15 protein-coding genes and 1 tRNA gene are annotated in these 18,126 nt (G+C 56.2%); 8 read left to right on the top strand and 8 right to left on the bottom strand.

All coding sequences use genetic code 11. The features are described from left to right. Positions 1-9 precede the first annotated feature (9 nt). The 5 genes from PLIM_RS05155 to PLIM_RS05135 all read right to left on the bottom strand — a co-directional run bounded on the left by PLIM_RS05155 (position 10) and on the right by PLIM_RS05135 (position 7,387). Entirely contained in the window at positions 10-2,097 is a 2,088-nt protein-coding gene (locus PLIM_RS05155; protein WP_013109274.1) for a hypothetical protein, read from the bottom strand. Between the two features lie 101 nt (positions 2,098-2,198). Next, positions 2,199-5,009: a hypothetical protein gene (locus tag PLIM_RS05150; RefSeq protein WP_013109273.1), complete on the bottom strand. Its 2,811-nt coding sequence runs from the start codon at positions 5,007-5,009 to the stop codon at positions 2,199-2,201. Between the two features lie 94 nt (positions 5,010-5,103). Then, positions 5,104-5,832 (bottom strand): tetratricopeptide repeat protein, encoded by a 729-nt coding sequence (locus PLIM_RS05145; protein ID WP_013109272.1) that lies wholly within the window; start codon positions 5,830-5,832, stop codon positions 5,104-5,106. Positions 5,833-6,468: 636 nt separating this feature from the next. Continuing rightward, positions 6,469-6,903 carry a cytochrome c gene (locus tag PLIM_RS05140; RefSeq protein ID WP_013109271.1) on the bottom strand — a complete coding sequence of 145 codons (435 nt, stop codon included), beginning with the start codon at positions 6,901-6,903 and terminating at the stop codon, positions 6,469-6,471. Positions 6,904-7,141: 238 nt separating this feature from the next. After that, positions 7,142-7,387 (bottom strand): hypothetical protein, encoded by a 246-nt coding sequence (locus PLIM_RS05135; RefSeq protein WP_013109270.1) that lies wholly within the window; start codon positions 7,385-7,387, stop codon positions 7,142-7,144. Positions 7,388-7,919: 532 nt separating this feature from the next. On the opposite strand from PLIM_RS05135, the gene PLIM_RS05130 reads away from it, so the two are divergent. From PLIM_RS05130 to PLIM_RS05100, 7 genes are all read left to right on the top strand, one after another. Continuing rightward, positions 7,920-8,246: a hypothetical protein gene (locus tag PLIM_RS05130; protein ID WP_148226981.1), complete on the top strand. Its 327-nt coding sequence runs from the start codon at positions 7,920-7,922 to the stop codon at positions 8,244-8,246. Positions 8,247-8,318: 72 nt separating this feature from the next. Beyond that, on the top strand, positions 8,319-8,744 hold the full coding sequence (locus PLIM_RS05125; RefSeq protein ID WP_013109268.1) for a hypothetical protein: 426 nt from the start codon (positions 8,319-8,321) through the stop codon (positions 8,742-8,744). Between the two features lie 129 nt (positions 8,745-8,873). Next, positions 8,874-10,067, top strand: coding sequence for a hypothetical protein (locus tag PLIM_RS05120; RefSeq protein WP_013109267.1), 1,194 nt, complete (start codon positions 8,874-8,876; stop codon positions 10,065-10,067). A gap of 143 nt (positions 10,068-10,210) precedes the next feature. Then, the gene (locus PLIM_RS05115; RefSeq protein WP_013109266.1) at positions 10,211-10,405 is read left to right on the top strand and encodes a hypothetical protein; all 195 of its coding nucleotides are present in this window, start codon (positions 10,211-10,213) and stop codon (positions 10,403-10,405) included. Continuing rightward, a complete protein-coding gene (locus tag PLIM_RS05110; RefSeq protein WP_013109265.1) occupies positions 10,395-10,607 on the top strand; it encodes a helix-turn-helix domain-containing protein in 213 nt (70 codons plus the stop codon). Before PLIM_RS05115 ends, PLIM_RS05110 begins: the two co-directional genes overlap by 11 nt. Before the next feature lie 61 nt (positions 10,608-10,668). After that, entirely contained in the window at positions 10,669-11,187 is a 519-nt protein-coding gene (locus PLIM_RS05105; RefSeq protein ID WP_013109264.1) for a hypothetical protein, read from the top strand. Next, positions 11,184-13,784 (top strand): DUF3987 domain-containing protein, encoded by a 2,601-nt coding sequence (locus PLIM_RS05100; RefSeq protein WP_013109263.1) that lies wholly within the window; start codon positions 11,184-11,186, stop codon positions 13,782-13,784. Before PLIM_RS05105 ends, PLIM_RS05100 begins: the two co-directional genes overlap by 4 nt. A 327-nt stretch (positions 13,785-14,111) precedes the next feature. Here PLIM_RS05100 and PLIM_RS24045 read toward each other — a convergent pair whose 3' ends face one another. Next, positions 14,112-14,417: a hypothetical protein gene (locus PLIM_RS24045; protein ID WP_148226980.1), complete on the bottom strand. Its 306-nt coding sequence runs from the start codon at positions 14,415-14,417 to the stop codon at positions 14,112-14,114. Between PLIM_RS24045 and PLIM_RS24955 the strand changes: the two genes are divergently transcribed. Beyond that, a complete protein-coding gene (locus tag PLIM_RS24955; RefSeq protein ID WP_390416241.1) occupies positions 14,344-15,417 on the top strand; it encodes a tyrosine-type recombinase/integrase in 1,074 nt (357 codons plus the stop codon). The two genes, PLIM_RS24045 and PLIM_RS24955, sit on opposite strands and share 74 nt — an antisense overlap. Here PLIM_RS24955 and PLIM_RS05085 read toward each other — a convergent pair. Both PLIM_RS05085 and PLIM_RS22455 read right to left on the bottom strand, forming a co-directional pair. Further along, positions 15,377-15,450: transfer RNA gene (locus tag PLIM_RS05085), tRNA-Val, on the bottom strand. The genes PLIM_RS24955 and PLIM_RS05085 overlap by 41 nt on opposite strands. A 147-nt stretch (positions 15,451-15,597) precedes the next feature. Further along, positions 15,598-18,126 (bottom strand): WD40 repeat domain-containing serine/threonine protein kinase, encoded by a 2,529-nt coding sequence (locus tag PLIM_RS22455; RefSeq protein ID WP_013109262.1) that lies wholly within the window; start codon positions 18,124-18,126, stop codon positions 15,598-15,600.

Here is an 18,126-nt window from a genome sequence, read left to right as displayed (position 1 = left end):
AGATGGTGGTCAGGGAAGTTCGCTGAGTCGCAGAAACGTAAACTTTTCATTGACCGCTTTTTCCGAAAGTGTCAGCCAGTCCTGTTTGCTGGTGAGCAGATCGTCAATACGGAAGACGGCTGCTTCGATCCGTTCGAGCCATTGTTTGAAGGCCTCGGTCGTCATGAGGGCCAAGTCTGCCGGAGAGGTGTCGAGTGCTGCGGTCTTGAGCGGCAGGTCCGAGATCAAATCCTTGAGCTTAACCTCGGCCGTCAATTCCTGCCCGGCACCGGCTTCGGCGAGGACCTCTTTCAAATCGTTGAGAATACTGCCGACGTCCTGTCGATCGGCCTTGCTGCTCTTCGATTTGAATTTTGTGAAGAGGGCGTCGAGGGTACTCTTCACGTGGCGCAACTCCTGCTCGGAGACCATGACCTTCTTGAAGGCGACTTCACGTCCCCGCTTATCGCGCACGGTGGCTGTTCCGGTTAATACGGGTGAGTCCTTGAATTTCTCGGCCGCCGCTCCGACGAGTGTGTAGAGTGGCTGCGAGATTTCGTTGGTTGAGGCAGCTGGCAAGCCTTTCCCTTCGCGCACGCTCTCCAGCGCCACGAATGATTCCTTCAACTTGGCCGATAGTGCGCGGGCCGCCTCAGTCACCTTCGCGCCACTGGGCTCGACGGCCATGTAGATGCCATCCGCTTCGCCATTGTTTTTGGCGAGTTGGCCGTATTGTGACTCTGCTAACTGTCGCTGATTCTTGATGACTTGGATTGTGTGAAGGAGAACGAGCGTTTTGACTCCCGCCTCCTTGCCCAATCTATTCGTGAGCATCGTGAAAATCGGTTCAAGTCCATCATCACTGGAATTGGCAATCGTCTCACATAGTTGCAACAGATCATCATCAAGTTTCAGATCTCTGATCACATCCCGCCCAAGCAACATGGCATGTAAAGTTTTAGTGATTCGTGCTCGGGAGTCGGATCCCCCTTGCGGACGCGCGCGGCTAATCAGTTGGGGTACAGAGAGTCCGGTGCTGTTGTAACCGCGAGTTTTGGGTTCGAGCAAATTCATTCGTCCTCCGGATTGCGGAGGATTTCGGCCACGTTCGCTAAGCTGGAATGAAGCTGACCCTAGGAGAATCACATGCTTCACGCTATTGCCGGACCAAGTGGCTTTCTGAACGGCTTCATTGAGCCCCGCAAGCCCATCATCCGGAAAATCGTCCTTGAGTTCGGTTGCGGCCAAAACGTCCAAGCGTGAAAGAAACTGGTCGTAGTTGTCCGTCAGGTCGCACGTAAGGCGACTGGTGAAATTTGCCTTCGGCACATTGTCCTGGTACTCGGTAAAGCCCAGTTTGATCGCGCCCTTCAGGCCACTGTCCTCGCGGATGACATCGACCGTTTCGCGAATCGCATCCTTGAGATAGTCGAACAGCGGGCGATTGTCGTATTTCTCGACCATGAAGTCGGTCGATTCGATGACGAACATCAGTTCCAGTTTGACGTTTTCTAAATCGTTCCGCTGTTTGTTCAAGGTTCCCTGCTGACCGACACCCTGCACGTTGCCCGCATAAACGACCACCGGATACTCCGTGTCGTCTCCCTTTTCAGCGGCGGGAGTTTGCGTGATCAAGGCGTAGCGGCGTTTGCCTTCCGGCGTCGCATTCTGGCGGGCTGTGCCGCCGCCCGTCACGTTCAACTCGAAGGCGCGTTCCTTCTGAGGGTCAATCGGTTCGAGGACGAACCGGGTATCCCACTCACGCACGTCCTGTTCGCCAATCCAGCCGAGAGGATTGCCTTCGGAATCGCCCACACGCACGCGGCCATTGACCGCTTTGGTGGAGCCGTCTTCGTTTTTGATACGGAAGAAAATCGCCCACGGCTCGATCGGTTCGCCCGGTTCCTTCGGTGAACTGGCAAGTGTCGCCTTGCCGCTCGTCACGACGACCTTTTGAAGGAGTGATGTCGTGTGGCCGTTCTTGTCCTTCACGTAGATCAGTGACTTCTTATCGGCCGCGCTGGCAGTGAGGTCACCAGTGGCGATCAGCACGAAGAGCCCAAGGAGCACTTTTGCGGTGTTGAGCCAGGTTTCGCGGCGATTTAATCGGATTGGCATTGTTTATCTCCTGGAAAGAAACGTGGCGAAGGGAAACCGGCCTGGGAGGTAGCCATCACGGGATCATTCCGACGGTTCAATTGTCGAAGTATCGGGAGGGATCAAGGAGCCACGGCTCGGACTTGCAACACGGCCAGACGAGAGCGGGCAAGCAACTGCTGACGGGGATCGGTCGCCCGTTTCACCACCTGCCGGTACAACAATTGGGCTCCAGCCTCGTTCTGAACCCGTTCAAACAATTCGGCGAGTTTCAATTCAGAGCCCAGAGAGCCCTGTGAGGGATTGGCCGTCAGAACTTTGAGTTGTTCGATGGCCCGGGCCATGAGTTCAGCCGACTGATCGGGGCGCAGATCGGCCTCATCGATCAGGGTTTGAACGAGTGCCTCGCGCAGCGGAATCGAATCGGGATGACGACGGCTCCCGGCTTCGAGCAACTCGCGGGCGTCGTTCAACCTCAGTTCGGAAACCAGCTTACGCGACTGGGTGAGATAGAACTCAGGATCAGTCAATCGCTGAACGGCCCGGCGGTTCAGTTCGACCTCAGTCGGATGTGTCTTCGGCAGGATCGACGAGTCGGCGAACTGCTGCATGGCGCTCTGCTGCAGTTCCTTTGCGAGCGCCAACCACTCACGCGATAGCCGATTGTCGGACGGCGTCACCATCGAGGCGGCGTACTCTTCGATGGCCAGTCCCGCGATTGATTTACGGACGGGATCGCTCTCGTCCAGGAGGCTCTCGCGGATTGACTTCACATCGAGCGAAGGCAAATCCTCTAATTTCAAGTCGGCGCGCCAGGGAATCAGCGATTCGCGAAGTGCGGCGGCAGGTTCGTTGGCCGCGAGGAACGCCATGACTGTGGCGGTACGAACTTCACTGGCGGCGGTCATGCGGGCGTTGCCCTTCTCGCGTGGATCGAGTTCGGAGCGAGAGTCGATACTGCCGGCGGGGGCCTCCAGATCGCGAGCGACCTGGCTCAGATTGGTCGCCATCGCTGCGGAGGGTGTGAGCTGCATCGCCGCCACAGCGGGCAGCAGGCGTTGCAAAGAACGCCTTACCAGTTGCTCTTCCTGAGCTAAACGGGCATCAGCACCATCGGCCCGCCCCGACAGTGATTGCAACACTGGAGTGCCCAGCACTCGCGGCATCATCATTCCGGTAGGAGCCAGTGCCAGCGCATCAGCCGCACTGGAAAACGCACGGGGTGCAGTCGATTGATATTCGGGCAACAACCGGAGCGCCAGGTACCCCTGAGCCAGGCGTCCAGCAATCACCGCCTCGCGTCGAATCCACTGTTCGAGCAGCGGGGCACGATCGAGGTCTTGTTCCAACTCGGCAATAGCCAAGGGGACACTCTCTAACTGCATCCGAGCGAACTCGGGATTGGAAGCTGGCTTGTGCAACAACTGCATGGCAGCCGCCAGCGAACGATGGCACTCCGCAATGCGTCGCGTCTGTGAGCTTTCGGACTTCGCGGCAAATGCCAGGTCTGCAAGGGCTGCGTCGAGTCGTATCGAGAAAGTACGAAGCCAATCCTCATTTCGCTGAGACTGCCCTTCGTCAGAGAGTTGACGCCAGAGGCCAAGGACACCCTGTCGGCCGCGAACCAACCGGGCGGCATCGTCTTCATCCGTCCAGAGTTGACTGGCCCATAACTGATCCGTCAGTTGATCCATCTCTGACGGCGCGGCTCCTGCGAATCTTTTGCAATCGGTGAGTAATGCCGCCACCTGCGGCGTGCGATGCAGCGTGGCACATCTTTCGACCAGCGCCACCGCTTCGTTTGGCTGACCAGCCACCAGCCGAGCCATCGCCTGCTGCAACGCGGCGTCGGGTGATGTCAGTTCTGTCAATTGTCGATCGACTTCCTGGATCCATGTCGCTTCCTGGGAATCCTCTGGAATCTGTGCCCTGGCGGTGATCAGACTTTGCCTGGCACGGCCAAATCGAACTGCGGCCCGTTCATGAGCGACCCGATCCCAAGGTGCGACGATCGTTTCCAGACGACCAAGCTCGCGACTGGCCATGGCCAGTGCCCAGTGCCCGAGGACGTTGGGCGCATTCGAATCTGCGAGTGAAGCTTCGGCCAGGCTCTTCGCCAACTCCAGCTTCTCGCGAGAATTGGTCGTTGTGGGCTGGGCCAGTTGGGCCAGTGTGTAGGCTTGCAGGGCGAGTTGGTGTCGGCGGACGTCGCCAGTCAGCGGTTGATCCAACTCGCGTACCAGCTTCAACTCGCTATCCCCGGCGGCTCCCAGTGCCGGTTCGTCCTGAAAGAGGTAGAAGTCTCGTCGCTGCCCCACAACTTTCTCGATGTCGGCCATCAGCTTTGTCGAATCGTCGCCGAGGCTGGCAACATCCCGTGACTGACCCAGGATTTGTGATGTCTGCAGCCGCATCAGGTTTTGCACGAGGTTGCGGTAGGAACGATTGATCTCCCGAAGCTGGCTCAGACGCTGCAGCTCATCTGCCCGGCTGACCTCACGCTGTTTCTCTAATTCTGCGTGGCGCGCCTGCATGGCATCGAATCGCATGGTGAGCTGCAAATGCTTCGTCAAGTCGCGTTCGAGTTCCGGCTGAGCTTTCAACTCTGCCATTAACTGGTCGAGGTCTTTGAGTCCTTGAGTGAGTTCGTCAAACGAACCACTGGACAATCCGACGCTGTCATCGCCAGCCAATTCGCCGACGAGCAGTTGCCAGGTCATTTTTCGGACACGCGGTGCGATATCCGGCGAGCTTTCGACTTCTGCACGAGCGGTCGCCAAACGCTGTGAAGATTCCTTCAACAGAGAGGAAACCGGAGGTTCGGCCGCTGTGGCGTTGACAGAAACCTGTGCATAGACGGCAACCTGCGCGAGGCAATGCACCCAAAATACAGGTTGTCCGTATCGATGAATTCGACCGAGAAGTAATTTCACGAGAGTAGCCTCTAGCATGGCGGGTGAAGCATCCCTGTCGATCTGGCTCGACGGCCCATCCTCGGCCGTTCGGTCAACGCATGTCGGGATTGGATTAGTGAGCTGCGCCCGGCTTCGTGGCTGGCGATTTACTGATCAATTCAAGTTCGCGGGAGAGCCACAGACGTGACGGACCTTGAATGTGTTCCAATCCGCGATGGAGCAACTGCATCTCTGCTGATGCACCCAGTGGGCTCTCGCGGATCAGGCTCAGGGCAGCCGCCACTTGTCGATGGGCCTCTTCATTCCGGCCGAGTTCGCGCAAGGCGAGAGCACGATACACCCGATAGAGAGGCACTTCTGGCATCAGGCGACAAGCTTCAGCAAAGTGGGACTCCGCCATGGTGTGTTCACCACTTCGACTTGCCAAAAGTCCTTGTGAGTATTCAGACGCAGCCTCATTGGGGTAACGAGGTTTGGGTTGCTGGACAACCGCATCCAGGGCCCGCTGCAACTGTGAGAGGTACCGAGCCCGTTCGCTGGGTGTGGGCGAGCCCTGGAAGAAGAGCTCTGTGGCCTTGAGATAATCGGAGAGCGCATCTTCGTGACTGCCAACTCGACTCCACAAATCCCCCCGAGCCAAATAAGGTTCTGGTAGTGGTTGTGGCAGTTTTTCGTTCTCGTTGACGACTTTTTCGACCTCAATCCACGCCTGCTGGATGCTGGCCGGTTGTCGCTGAATGAGACTGGGAATCTCAGCCTGCGCCACACTTCCGAGTCCAGGCAAGATTGCAAAAATCAGGCCGGCGTAGCAGCGGGCCATCCCTCGTTGCGTCAATGTCATCTTGCTTCCCCAAACAGACATGTCTACCGATGTTTACACAGGAAAAATGCAAATATGTGCAGTATTTTATTCGTCTAATATCTGTTGTTAGTATTTTCAGTACACTGTATACATGCGCGCCATGGTCAGTGAAATCAAGTGTAATTCTGCAACATAATACTAAATGTCAGCTCAAGCGAATGGCTGACGTGTCGCCCACTCCAAATGAAGTGGCTTGGGGAGGATGTGGAGCCGAATTTTTGGGGAGATCGATGACCGAGCCCGGCTGAGAATGGTGCCGCCCTCCGGGAGAGAATTGGAGAGTGGGGCCTGAGTAGGAAGAGAAATGGCGACGGGGGGAGGAGAAGTGAGGAAATGACGACCAGTCCGACGCTAGAAATCAGCAGCTGAAGCTTGCCGACGATGCTGTGACTGAGTGGCGACTGCGGAGCGGTGGTGGTCGTTTGATGCCGACTGAGCGACTCTCCAGTTGAGTTGCGCGGCCCAGCAAATGGGTCGAATGTTACGAGGGGGTAGAGCCCTGCAATGGCTTCGCCACGCCGGTCGAAATCGGAATTTCAACCGGGGGCGCAAAGCGAGGGATGACCTCGGGACTCACCGCAGTTCCAGACTCGCCGACATTACTTCTGACCAACTCTATTTCACAACAGGGCGCTGGCTCCGTACGTATTTGTGACACTCGACGCATGACTTCACCGCATCCATCCATTGCAAGGTGGCATTGTCGAAATTTCCCTTTTCGGCGGCATCCCGCAATTTGCGGACTGACCCACGGAATTCCGTATTGAAGTCCCGATAGTCCTGGTCGAGGAGGACATTCCAGATCTCGGTTTTACTCATCGCGAGCAACGCATCCGCCCCCTGCACCACAAGCTGAGAATCTTCAGTGGTAATCCCCTCCAGAATCTTCGATGACGCATCGAGTTTCTTCCGCATGAAGACACTCAATGACTGGTCTTCCTTATCCGCAGCTGTCGTAGCGCGGTAATAGATCCCCTCGGTCAGGGCCAAGGCCAACAGGAGGAATGCACCGGTCATCCAACGAGCACGAGCGGAATGGAGTGAGAGCATCGATGAGCCTTTGAATGGGTGGACGTCACGGGAGCTTGTACGGGAACACTGCTGGACTCGGACAATTCTGGAAACTGAATTTCTTCAAGAATCGGGATTGTGAGAAATACTGTCAATACCCTGTTTCCTGAAGAGCTCAGCGAATACGGAACAATCGCGTGGGGATTGCCCAAGGGGGCTTCGTGATGCCGGGTGACCTGGCAAAGGAGGGCCAATCAACTGGCGGGTCAACAGGACATCAGCATGTCGAACGAGTCGGGCACACGCGAGAAATCAAAGGGAGACCGAGGTTGGCATCAGAAAGTGAATTACTTTTGTAAACTCCTTCTAGAAATTCAATGACTTCACTTTCCGGCGGCGGGTTTGCTTGAAACTCGGAACGCAACTCATCAAACATCATGACGCTGTCTAAGTAACGCTTTTCTAACGATGCCGCCCTGATCTTCTCAAAGAATCGGCTTATTGTCTTCCTGAGTGCCGTCATTATTTCGTTCCAGTGGGCGGCGCAAGGTGGCCGTTTGTGAGTTTGGTGTGTTGCCGTTTGAATTGGTGCATTGGCATGCACCCTACTTATGAAGTTCTGTGGGTGGTAGTGGGCGAAATAAAGTTCGTAGCGCGGACACTACGGTGGTGTATTGTGAACCATGATTTCTTGTGACTGTCGTCACCCAGACGTGCAAAGCCACGTCTGGGCCACCCTGCGAGTGGCAGGCGGGAGCCTGCCCTACTTTAATTGGGAAGGTAGTTGGTGCATTGCGTCGGAACTTCAGGCAACCTACGGGGCTTTTGAAGCGGGTTATGGTCCGCAGAGCGGACCCTACTGAATGCCCGTCGCTACTGAATGCCCGTCGCTACTGAGTGCCCGTCGCTACTGAGTGCCCGTCGCTACTGAGTGCCCGTCGCTACTGAGTGCCCGTCGCTACTGAGTGCCCGTCGCTGACGCTTCCGGCTCGTTGGAAGGGGGATGCCCGGGAGAAGAGAAAACCCCACAAAACATGGGGTTTTGCGGGGTCGTGATGCTTGCTGATGAGGCGTGCGAAATGGCTTTGATGGGCGGTGAGGGACTCGAACAACCCCCACTTTCCAGCTTGAAAACCGCATTTCCTGGTTCAAGCGGTGCAGAAAGCGGTGCAGTTCAGAATTCATCCGCTCTCGTGGCTGGGTTGGTGCAAGCTCTAGCCACGGATGCCGATCTCCGGCGACTGGCGGCATGTTGGGGGCGGCTCTCTCCCGATGACCGGCAAGCCCTCGCCAGCCACGCGGAAGCGATGGCAGCGGCCCGTGGATCGACTCAATACTCACGGACGGGGAAACCATTGTCCAAAGATCTTTCAGCCCGATAGGGGCACGCTGGCACGTCTTGCGGCCCGTGGGCTGGCCAGTGATCTCCAGCGGGTCGAAAGAGGGGGAATCCGATGTCAACGGATGGGAAGATCACACTGAGGATGAATGCGGAAATGGTGCGGCAACTTAAGTTGAGATGCTGTCATGCGGATATACGGGTTGATGATCTTGTGGCGGCACTCGTGCTAACTCACTTGAATCAGCGTGATCCGAGCGATTTTGGTAAAGGTCTATTGGCGGCTTACCAAAACTGGGTGGGCGGGAATAAGCATCGGATTCGGCCCTGGCCCGAGGAACTCTTGCAAGCGGCACGGAGAAAGCTCTCTGCGCAACAACAACCAACCAAAAAGCCGGAGGGTGATCAACCGGCCAAGAAACGACGGCGGCCAGCGGCGGAACGTACCGCTGCGAAATCGAGTCCAAGAATTGAAGCGATGAAAGCGAATGGCTTGCGTCAAAATGACGGGAGTATTCAAACTCCACACTTGCCACGATAGAATCGAGTCTTAGGGTGCCATTGAGGGATTGCAAGCCCTTAATGCTGAAATCAGCACCCGTGGCTGCGGGGAACCCTACTCCCTGGCGGCTGCGGGTGCTGTCCCGTTTCAGGAGTAGGGGGGGGAAACATGACGACGAGTGGCAATGCGTTGAAGGTCTGCCTAAAGTCGCTTGAGCGTACGCAGCAACAAATCGTTCAGGAAACAACCCGGCCGGGTTACTCGCCACTTGGCATTGTGGTCGTATATGTCCCGGACATTGCGAAAGCATCAGGGAATCGCACTATAGAGGCGCTGAAAGATAACTATAGCGAAGACGATGATCCCTGGCCGTATGTGTACGGAAAGCATCTTCGAGAACTGAATCGCTTTATGTTCACCATTCCAGCTCAATCTTGGAGCGGGGCGACGGGAGAATATCGAGTATTTGATCCAACAATGCGGGACGTAAAGAAGTTTGGCGATGAGCTAAAGGGGTTGTATTCGTTTCGCTATAACCAATTCATGAAATCGTATGAGTCTGGGTTGGTCAGTGCGGTGACGCAACAAGCGTCAAAGCTAATAGAGTTCAATTCTGCATTGGACCTTGAGAGTGATTCATTGTGGCTCTCGTGGCTTGTCAAGCTGGGTAATCTTCAGCCGCCGATTCCTGCGCATCATATTTATCCACGCGGTTGGTACTTCGAGAAGCTAGACAATGGGCAGGAACTGTCTGCGCCGTTCCGGTTCGACATGAGGACTTGGAAGGACGATTTGGAACGTGCCTATTGGGATGAAGAGTTGCAGTTGGGGCTACTTCCCGATGCTAAAGATCGTGCGGGCAATCCTGTTCAAGTGCCGATGTCTTGGTATATCCGAATTGATGACTTACACATGGCCAGCATTCATGCAATCGACTGGGTGATTGCGAACTGGCCGGAGGAAACTCCGGCAGTTCAACCGAGTGCCTCACCTAAGCCCGCCACGAAGAAAAATCGGCAGTCTAAAGAAGAGTCAAATCGCATACTGGGAGAACTTGCAAAAGCTACACAAGGGAGGTGTTTCGAATTGACCCATGAGCAAGCTGCCAAAAAAATCGGTTGCTCCGTAGGAATGGTTGGCCAGTTGCCTCTCTGGATAGCTGCAACAAGAGATGGAAAGGTGCCCAAAAAGAAACGCAAAGGGACCAGCGTGCGAACTGGAAGTGTTGATGGCCATACAATGAATCAGTTTGCTGTTCGGTCTGAAAGAGATCAACAGAAAGAAATCGCTGAGCTTGATGAGCTTATTGATGAGCAGCAGCGAGAGATGAAATCCGCTTCAAGAAAGCCACGACAGCGTTAATTGCGTTCATGAACGCATTCACGATATTCATGAACAACAAAAGCCGCTTTCCTAGCTGAAAAACTCAAATCCACGGCCATTTTCTGTGAACGCTGCAGATTGGTGAGCGAGTGCTCAAATCACAATCTGTGGAGGTTTTCATTATGGAAGTGCGACTAAGGACGGCTGGTGTTCTTGCCAGTGAACTGGGAGTGCCAATTCATCGGGTCCAATACTTGTTGAAGGCACGCGGTATCGGTGCGAAAGCTCGCGCCGGCCGATTGAGACTTTTCGATGTGACGGCGCTTAATGCCCTGCGGGAAGCTTTAGCGGAAAGCGGGGTGGCCAATGCCCGCTAACTCTCCCGAACCCCTGGCCTGTGATCGTGTTCAGGCGGCTCGATTGTTGGGGCTGTCTTTGGCCACTCTGGATCGACTCGTGAAGCGGGGCGAAGTCCCTCACCGCAAGATCGGTCGAAGAGTGTTGTTTTGCCGGGAAACTCTCGTGAAGTGGCTGCGTGGTGAATCGTGTGATTCCCCGGCCAATGCTCCCGTTCTCTAATCAAAAGAGAAGCCACGTCTCCCCCTTCAACTGGCGGACGTGGCTCCCGAAAGGCACAACTATGTCTCATTATAACGCTACCAGTGCGCCTCGAAAATCCCGATTGACGGATGCTGATAAGCTCCATCTGCGAATTGTTTCCAAGTTCGCATTCTTTGCGGTTGCTCGCGAAGATGTTCAAACACTAGGACTTCATTGGTTCGATGATAACTCTCGATGGCTGGCGACGGGTGAAACTTGCGGCTTTCATCCGTTTGTCTCAAAGGCTGGCCCTCGCATCCTGCGGGGATTCCCTCGATATCCACATGGCGGCCCGGTCTGGCAGATAGAAACGAACGGGGATCGAAGCAATGATCCATTCGCTTTCCATGTGGCGATTGTGCGGCAGTCTCAATTGATCATGGCCTCACGTTTGCCGAATTGGTTTGCTATCGAATGGCTGAATCGATACCGACAAGTCTACACAAGCTCTGATCCATGCGAATTCTTTGAAGCTCAACGCAAGTTTTGGCATGGAGTATGGCAACCTGAATTGATTCAGCTCTGCGGTGAAGATGTTTTGGAAGGGGGTGCCGAATGAACCATCCTTCCCAGTCTCTCGATGCGAACGAAATCAAAGCAGCGGCCCGTGGCCAATGGGAGATGATCCTCTCTACGGTTGGCGGAATTGATAGTGCTCTCCTCGATGGCAAACATCATCCCTGCCCGAAGTGTGGGGGCACAGATCGATTCAGAATGCTGGATGCTGACGCCGGTTCGTTGTACTGCAATCAATGCTTCAATGAACGAAATGGCGATGGGCTGGCGGCTGTTCAATGGTTGCGGGGGTGCGATTTCCCTGAAGCTCTCCGGCTCGTGGCCGATGAACTCCGGCTGAACACTGGCCAGCCATCGGCAAAGCGGGAACCGATCTCCCGGCCAGTAAAGCCCATGGCCGAACCGCCGGACTTCGATTCCAAAGTGGAACGGTTCGACAATCCCGAAGCACTCTTCGATGAATACCTGGCGGCAGTCGGCCCGGCCACGCTTCAAAGTCTGCGGGATGCGGCGGCCTGTTCGGTCTGGTGGCCAGCCACGGGGAATCATCGTCAACGGTGCCTTTTGCTCCCAGCCACGCTTCCGGGTGGCCAGCGGCCCGTCGGGGTGATCCTGCGGCGAGTGGACGGGAAACCCTTCCCGGCCATCCCGAACGGCCTTCCCGAGCGGAAAACGCACACGGTGGGCGGCTCACGCGATGGCTGGGTGGTGATCGGGGGCTGGCAACGCTTTGCCGAAGCTCGCATCGTCTGGAAGTGTGAAGGGGTGCCCGATGCTTTGGCCCTGGCAAAACATCTGCCAGCGGGGCATATCGCTTTCACAAACATTTGCGGCTGTAAGCCGATTCCCGATGAACTCCCTGATTTTGGCGGGAAGGAACTCCGGGTGATCGGCGATTCTGACGAACCGGGACAAACTGGTGCCCGGAAGTTCGCCGAGCGTGTCGCCACGGTTCAGCAGACGGCCACAATCAAACTGCTGCCCGCTCTGCATGAAGTGACTCCCACGCATGGGCTGGACTTGCGGGACTTTTTCAAAGAGGGGGGCACACTGGAAGGGTTGGAAGCCCTGGCGGCCAATGCCGAACAGATCGAACCCGCCGGAAATGAGATTTCAAACGGGGCAGGGACTTTTGTAGACAACAAAAGCCTATTGATCGAACCGTTTCGTGAATTCCCCGTGGAGGCACTTCCGCATCCTGTGCGGGGGTTCGTCCTGACGGCGGCGGCGGCTTTGGGGTGCGATCCATCATTCATCGCACTGCCGCTACTCGTGGCCTGTGCGGCGGCCATTGGAAACACTCGCCGATTGCAGATGCGACGCGGTTGGACGGAACCGGCCATCCTGTGGGGAATCATCGTCGGGTTTTCCGGGGAAGCGAAAACCCCGGCCCTCGAAATTGCCCTGCGAGCAATCAAGGAAAGGCAACGAACTGCGGTTCGAGAATGGCAAAGCCTGATGCGGGACTATGAAGCCCAGCTACCGGCCTATCGCCGGGACTTGAAGGATTTCGAAAAAGGGAAGTTGAAGGAAGCTCCCGTTGAACCCGTGGAACCGGCCTGTAAACAACTCCTGACATCGGATGCCACGATTGAGGCTCTCGCCGGGTTGCTGGTCGATCAACCACGCGGAATGCTCGTGGCAGTCGATGAGCTCGCCGGATGGTTTGCCAGTCATGAACGCTATTCAAGCGGCGATTCATCCGCGCCATGGCTGGAACTCTTCGGGGGGCACTCCCTGACGATCAACCGGAAGACGGGGCAGAAGCGGCTCTATATTCCGAACGCATCCGTTTCAATCATTGGCGGAATTCAACCCTTCACACTCAAACAGCATCTAACATCGAAGCATCGCGCTAGTGGAATGGCGGCCCGTTTCCTGATGACCATGCCACCACGCCGCAAGCTGGAATGGACTGAGTGTGAAATTCCTGATGAACTCTTCGATGCGATGAAGGGACTATTCAACCGACTCCTGGCCCTTGAACCCGAACCGCCGGAAGGGGAGTTCGATGAACCACGGGCGAAACTGCTGCGGTTTGATGCGGCGGCGAAGTCTCGATTCATTCAGTTTCACGATCTGCACGCCAGCGAACAAAGAGAACTCGATTCGGAACTGGCGGCCAGTTGGTCGAAGCTGCGGGCATACGCGGGGCGGCTGGCCATCGTGATTCATGGCATTCGATGGGCGAACGGGGAGATTGCTCCCGAACGGGAATTGATTGTCGATGCTGAGACGGTCGATGCGGCGGTTCGCCTGGTGGAATGGTTCGGCAATGAAACCCGCCGGGTCTATGCCACGCTCCGGGAAACTGAAGGACAAGCGGAGATGCGGGACTTCCTCGATTGGCTGGTTCAACGGGGCGGGGAAATCACGCCACGCGAACTGGTTCAATCCCGACGCCAGTTCAAAGATGTGAGCGAAGCCCGAACCTATCTTTCGGGGCTGGAAGCTCTGGGGTATGGATCATGGCGGGAGGCATGCTCCGGCGGACGACCGAAGCGGACTTTTGTTCTCTCGCCGCAATATCAGCGGAATACTTTTGTAGACAACGAAAGCCTGAATGCGTTTCCAATTTCGCTGGGTGATCGGTTCATCGATGAAAACGAACTGGCGGCCATCCATGCGGACTTCGATTGACCGGCCACGGGAAAAGCTCGTGGGTCCTTCCCGGGGGTCGATTCATCCCCGCGATGTTCGCACCCGCGCGGATTCGATAGACATGCCGATTTCCCCTGGCTGTTAATGTCCCACGTTTTTGGGGTCCTTCCAGCGGGGGGCATGACCTTTGACGGTTTTCGGCATGTGGGAATTTCTGCCGATATGGCCACGTAAACTCACTGCTGCTGCTGACCTGTGAAGCATGCAAGCTGCTGATGACTCTTGCGCGCTGTTCGTGATTCGTGATATCGTTTGATTGTTCTAGCTCATTCGAACTGTAGGGGTTCATTCAATGGCAAGTCTCTCTCAAGATGCTTCTGGCAATGTCACGTTACAAGTCGTCTGTTCTGATGGGCGGCGGCGGTCGATCCGACTGGGGGCACTTCCTACCAAAGCGGCCAAGTCCTTCCGATTGAGACTGGAAGCTCTCGTGGCCTGCCAGCGGTCGGGAACTCCCTGGCCAGTCGATCTCGCTGCATGGGTTGGCTCTTTGCCAGATGACGTACACGAGAAGCTATCGCGGCCCGGCCTTGAACTGGTGCCACGCCGGGAACCTGTGGCGATTATCACGCTGGCCAGTTTCGTCGATGAGTTCATCAGCAAACGCGCCATCAGCACAAAGCCATCAACCCGGGCAGTCTATGGGCGAGTTCGCAAGCATCTGGTCGAACACTTTGGCGAGAAAATGCGGTTGGATGAAATCACAGCAGGCGATGCCGACGACTGGGTGAGATATCTCCAGCGAGAGAAGTTGGCCGAAAATACGATCCGGCGGCATACAGGAGTGGCCAAGCAATTTTTCAATGATGCCATCCGGCGGAAGCTCCTGACAGAAAACCCGTTCAAGGGGTTGAAGCAATCCGTTCTCGCCAACGAAAGCCGATTCCACTTTGTGACGATTGACGATGCCGAGAAAGTGATCGACGCTTGCCCGAATGGCACATGGCGGTTGATCGTCGCTCTTGCCCGCTACGGCGGCCTGCGGACTCCCAGCGAGACGTTTGCCTTGAAGTGGTGCGATATCGACTGGGAACGCCAGCGGATGACCGTTTCCTCACCGAAGACAGAACATCATCATGGGGGCGATAAACGGGTGGTGCCGATCTTTCCCCGGCTCAAGTCTCACCTTGAAGCGGCTTTCGATGCGGCAGAACCTGGAAGTGTATTCGTGATTCCTTCCATGGGTGATGGTCGGAAGAATCTGCGAACCCGTTTCGAAAGAATCATCCGGCGGGCGGGGCTGACTCCCTGGCCGAAGCTGTTCCAGAATCTGCGGTCTACCTGCGAGACAGAACTTTGCGAGAACTTCCCTTTGCATGTTGTCACGAAATGGCTGGGGAACAGCGAGCAGATTGCCAAGCAGCATTACCTGCAAATGACCGATGAACACTTCGAACGCGCCACGTTCCCCGAAGCGGTGCAGAAAGTGGTGCAGAAAGCGGTGCAGTCGGAAGCCATCAGAACGCTTCCCGAATTGGCAGGCGATTGCCCGGGAAAAGAGAAAACCCCACAAAACGAGGGGTTTTGCGGGGTGCTGATGCTTGCTGATGAGGCGTGCGAAATGGCTTTGATGGGCGGTGAGGGACTCGAACCCCCGACATTCACGGTGTAAGCGTGACGCTCTAACCAACTGAGCTAACCGCCCTTCGTGCAGGTTCGAAACTCGATCCTGAACACTCGGTTCCCAAACAATAATTGATCGGAAACTGGCAAACAACTGTCCCGCGGCAAATGTTGGTCATCGGACCGTGAGATTTGTGCCCGTGGTCTGTTTGCTCACCTGTTTGCCCGCTTATTTGCTGGTCTGGGGGACACTCCATTCCCGCGTAATGCCATCGCGGCCGGTCGTGAGGACCGATTTTCCGTCAGCCGAGAAGCAAACCGAGTAGATCGTGCCCGATTGATCGTTCAGCACTGCCACAGGTTTCATGGTGTCGAGATCCCACAGTCTGAGCATCCGGTCTTCACCGGCAGAGGCCACCAGTGCACCAGCAGGAGAGCACGCCACCGACCAGATATCGGCCGTATGTCCGTCCAATTCTCCCAGGCTCGAACCTGTCGCGGCATCCCAGACATGCAGTTTTTTATCCCAGCCTCCGGTGACAATCTTCTGATCATCAGCCGTAAAGGCAACGCTGTAGACGCCTCCGGTGTGACCCGTCATTTCCAGCAGGAGAGAACCATCGGCTGCATCCCACAGATTGACTGTCTTATCTCCTCCGCCAGTCGCCAGAAACTGTCCATCATTCGACCAGGCGACAGAGACGACACCACTGGTATGACCAGGGTTCATCAGGAGGCGTTCTTTGGTATCCACATCCCAGATTTCCACCTGACCTGTTCGAGTACCCACAGCCAGGCGATGTCCTTTCGGTGCGAATTGCAAGGTTCGCACCGGGCCACCGGCTTTTAAGGTTTCATGCAGCTGGCGAGTGGAGAGATCAAAAACTTTCACGCTGCCGTCATCTCCGCCGCCGGCGAAGAACTTGCGATCTTCAGAGGCTGAGACATCCCAGACCTGACCGGCAAATGCCTGGACAGTGCCGGCAATGCGATGCTGATCACGGTTCCAGACGCGGATGGTGCCGTCGTCTATTGCCGTGAAAAGCTGCTTGTTGTCCGAAGTGATCTCCATGCCCCAGACCGGGCCGGCGTTGTTGGTGTAGACCCTTCCTGGTTTGACGCGTGGAATTGTCTCATTCGCACTTCCGGCACCATCCAGCCCACCGATGGAGGCTGTATTGGCACCCGGTGAATTGGCTGAGGCACCCGTAGGATTGGGAGTCGTCAGGCCCAGTTGCCACCAGTAAAAGCTGACTGCCGAAAGTGTGAGGATCATGCCTCCCAAGATGCCGCCAGCCAGTGCGAACAGACGATTGCGGGCGTGCCGCTTTTCGGCCTGTCGGCAGGTGAGCGACGTTTCATGGAAGGCATCGCCAGCGACTGTCGGGAGCTGTAACGGCGAAAGGTGCTCCAGTTGCTGATACTTCGAAGCGAGGATGTGAGCCACTTCAGCCGCTGAACTGTAACGATCGTTACGATTTCTCTTGAGCAGATTGCTGATGATCTCGACCAGCCAGGTGGGAATCTCCGGGTTGAGCTGGCTGATGGGCCGGGCATTTTCTTCGGTGATTTTGCGCAGGATGGCCAGTGGTGTCGTCCCGGAAAAAGGAGGGACACCCGTCGCCATTTCGTACATCACAGCACCGAGGCTGAAGAGGTCGGAGCGTTCGTCGATTTCCTCGCCCAGGGCCTGTTCGGGAGCCATGTAAAGTGGAGTGCCAGTGACGAAGCCGGTCTGCGTGAGTTTGACATCTTCGACACAGCGGGCGAGGCCGAAGTCTGTCAGCTTCACGCGTCCACTGGGCCCTTCCAGAAGAATATTCGCCGGTTTGACATCGCGATGAATCAACCCCTCGGCGTGAGCTGCTGCCAGACCGGCGGCAACCTGCATCCCGATCCTGACGATTTCGCGGACGGGGAGTTTGTGTTCGCTGGCAATTCGAGCTTCAAGAGTGGTTCCTTGAACCAGTTGCATCACCAGAAACGGCAGGTCGCCATTGTCCGATTTTTCAACATGATGTAGGGAAACCACATGCTCGTGAGTAATGGCGGCGGCGGCGCGAGCTTCCCGGCAGAAGCGAAGTCTGGCGGTCTCGTTGGAGGCGAGTTCCGGATCAAGCACTTTAATGGCGACGGCGCGCTGAAGATGCGTATCAAACGCTTCCAGCACCACACCCATACCGCCACGGCCAATCACGCGGGAGATATCAAAGTGAGACAGCCGCCCCAGATAGGCCGGGTCTTCGGGAGGAGATAGAAAGTCGAGCTTCAAATCTCCCCGGCTGGGATGAGAAAAGTTCGAGGGCTTTCCACCCGATCCCGAAGTGGGGGCCGCACTGTCTTTCCCCAGGCCCGATAAAGAACTGGGGAGTGGGCTCAGTTCTGGAACAAAGGTCTCAGCCAGATCGACTTCGACCTCGCGTAAAGCGGGCCAATAGGCGGAGCCCGATTCGGGAACAGTCTGATCGACATGCTGGCACAGCTGGCCCATCTTTCGGCCAAGTGCGCAATCGCCAGTGGCCAATCGTTCGAGGGCTTGCTGGCAAGCCGTGCAATGATCGAGATGGCAGATACAGACCTGCTGCTGCTGCGAATCGAGTGTCCCGAGCATGACTTGCTTGAGCACTTCGACCGAAGGACAGGGCGAATCACAGATCTGCCGGGCTTCGGTCGTCGATGAATTCGTTGTCAGATCAATATCTGACGAACTCTTTCCGGTCGAATGCTCGGCGGGGAAAGGAGCGGGCTGTGATGGCAT

It is taken from the genome of Planctopirus limnophila DSM 3776, assembly GCF_000092105.1.
Classification (GTDB): Bacteria; Planctomycetota; Planctomycetia; order Planctomycetales; family Planctomycetaceae; genus Planctopirus; species Planctopirus limnophila.
The sequence above is the reverse complement of the archived record's forward strand: the minus strand, read 5'-3'. Positions and strand labels throughout refer to the sequence as shown.

Coding starts and splice junctions, on each gene's coding strand:
- PLIM_RS05130 (WP_148226981.1), top strand. CDS start 7,920: ATGCTTGCTGATGAGGCGTGCGAAATGGCTTTGATGGGCGGTGAGGGA.
- PLIM_RS05140 (WP_013109271.1), bottom strand. CDS start 6,903: ATGCTCTCACTCCATTCCGCTCGTGCTCGTTGGATGACCGGTGCATTC.
- PLIM_RS05110 (WP_013109265.1), top strand. CDS start 10,395: ATGCCCGCTAACTCTCCCGAACCCCTGGCCTGTGATCGTGTTCAGGCG.
- PLIM_RS05145 (WP_013109272.1), bottom strand. CDS start 5,832: ATGACATTGACGCAACGAGGGATGGCCCGCTGCTACGCCGGCCTGATT.
- PLIM_RS05115 (WP_013109266.1), top strand. CDS start 10,211: ATGGAAGTGCGACTAAGGACGGCTGGTGTTCTTGCCAGTGAACTGGGA.
- PLIM_RS24045 (WP_148226980.1), bottom strand. CDS start 14,417: ATGGCGCGTTTGCTGATGAACTCATCGACGAAACTGGCCAGCGTGATA.
- PLIM_RS05135 (WP_013109270.1), bottom strand. CDS start 7,387: ATGACGGCACTCAGGAAGACAATAAGCCGATTCTTTGAGAAGATCAGG.
- PLIM_RS05125 (WP_013109268.1), top strand. CDS start 8,319: ATGTCAACGGATGGGAAGATCACACTGAGGATGAATGCGGAAATGGTG.
- PLIM_RS05155 (WP_013109274.1), bottom strand. CDS start 2,097: ATGCCAATCCGATTAAATCGCCGCGAAACCTGGCTCAACACCGCAAAA.
- PLIM_RS22455 (WP_013109262.1), bottom strand. CDS start 18,126: ATGCCATCACAGCCCGCTCCTTTCCCCGCCGAGCATTCGACCGGAAAG.
- PLIM_RS05105 (WP_013109264.1), top strand. CDS start 10,669: ATGTCTCATTATAACGCTACCAGTGCGCCTCGAAAATCCCGATTGACG.
- PLIM_RS05120 (WP_013109267.1), top strand. CDS start 8,874: ATGACGACGAGTGGCAATGCGTTGAAGGTCTGCCTAAAGTCGCTTGAG.
- PLIM_RS05100 (WP_013109263.1), top strand. CDS start 11,184: ATGAACCATCCTTCCCAGTCTCTCGATGCGAACGAAATCAAAGCAGCG.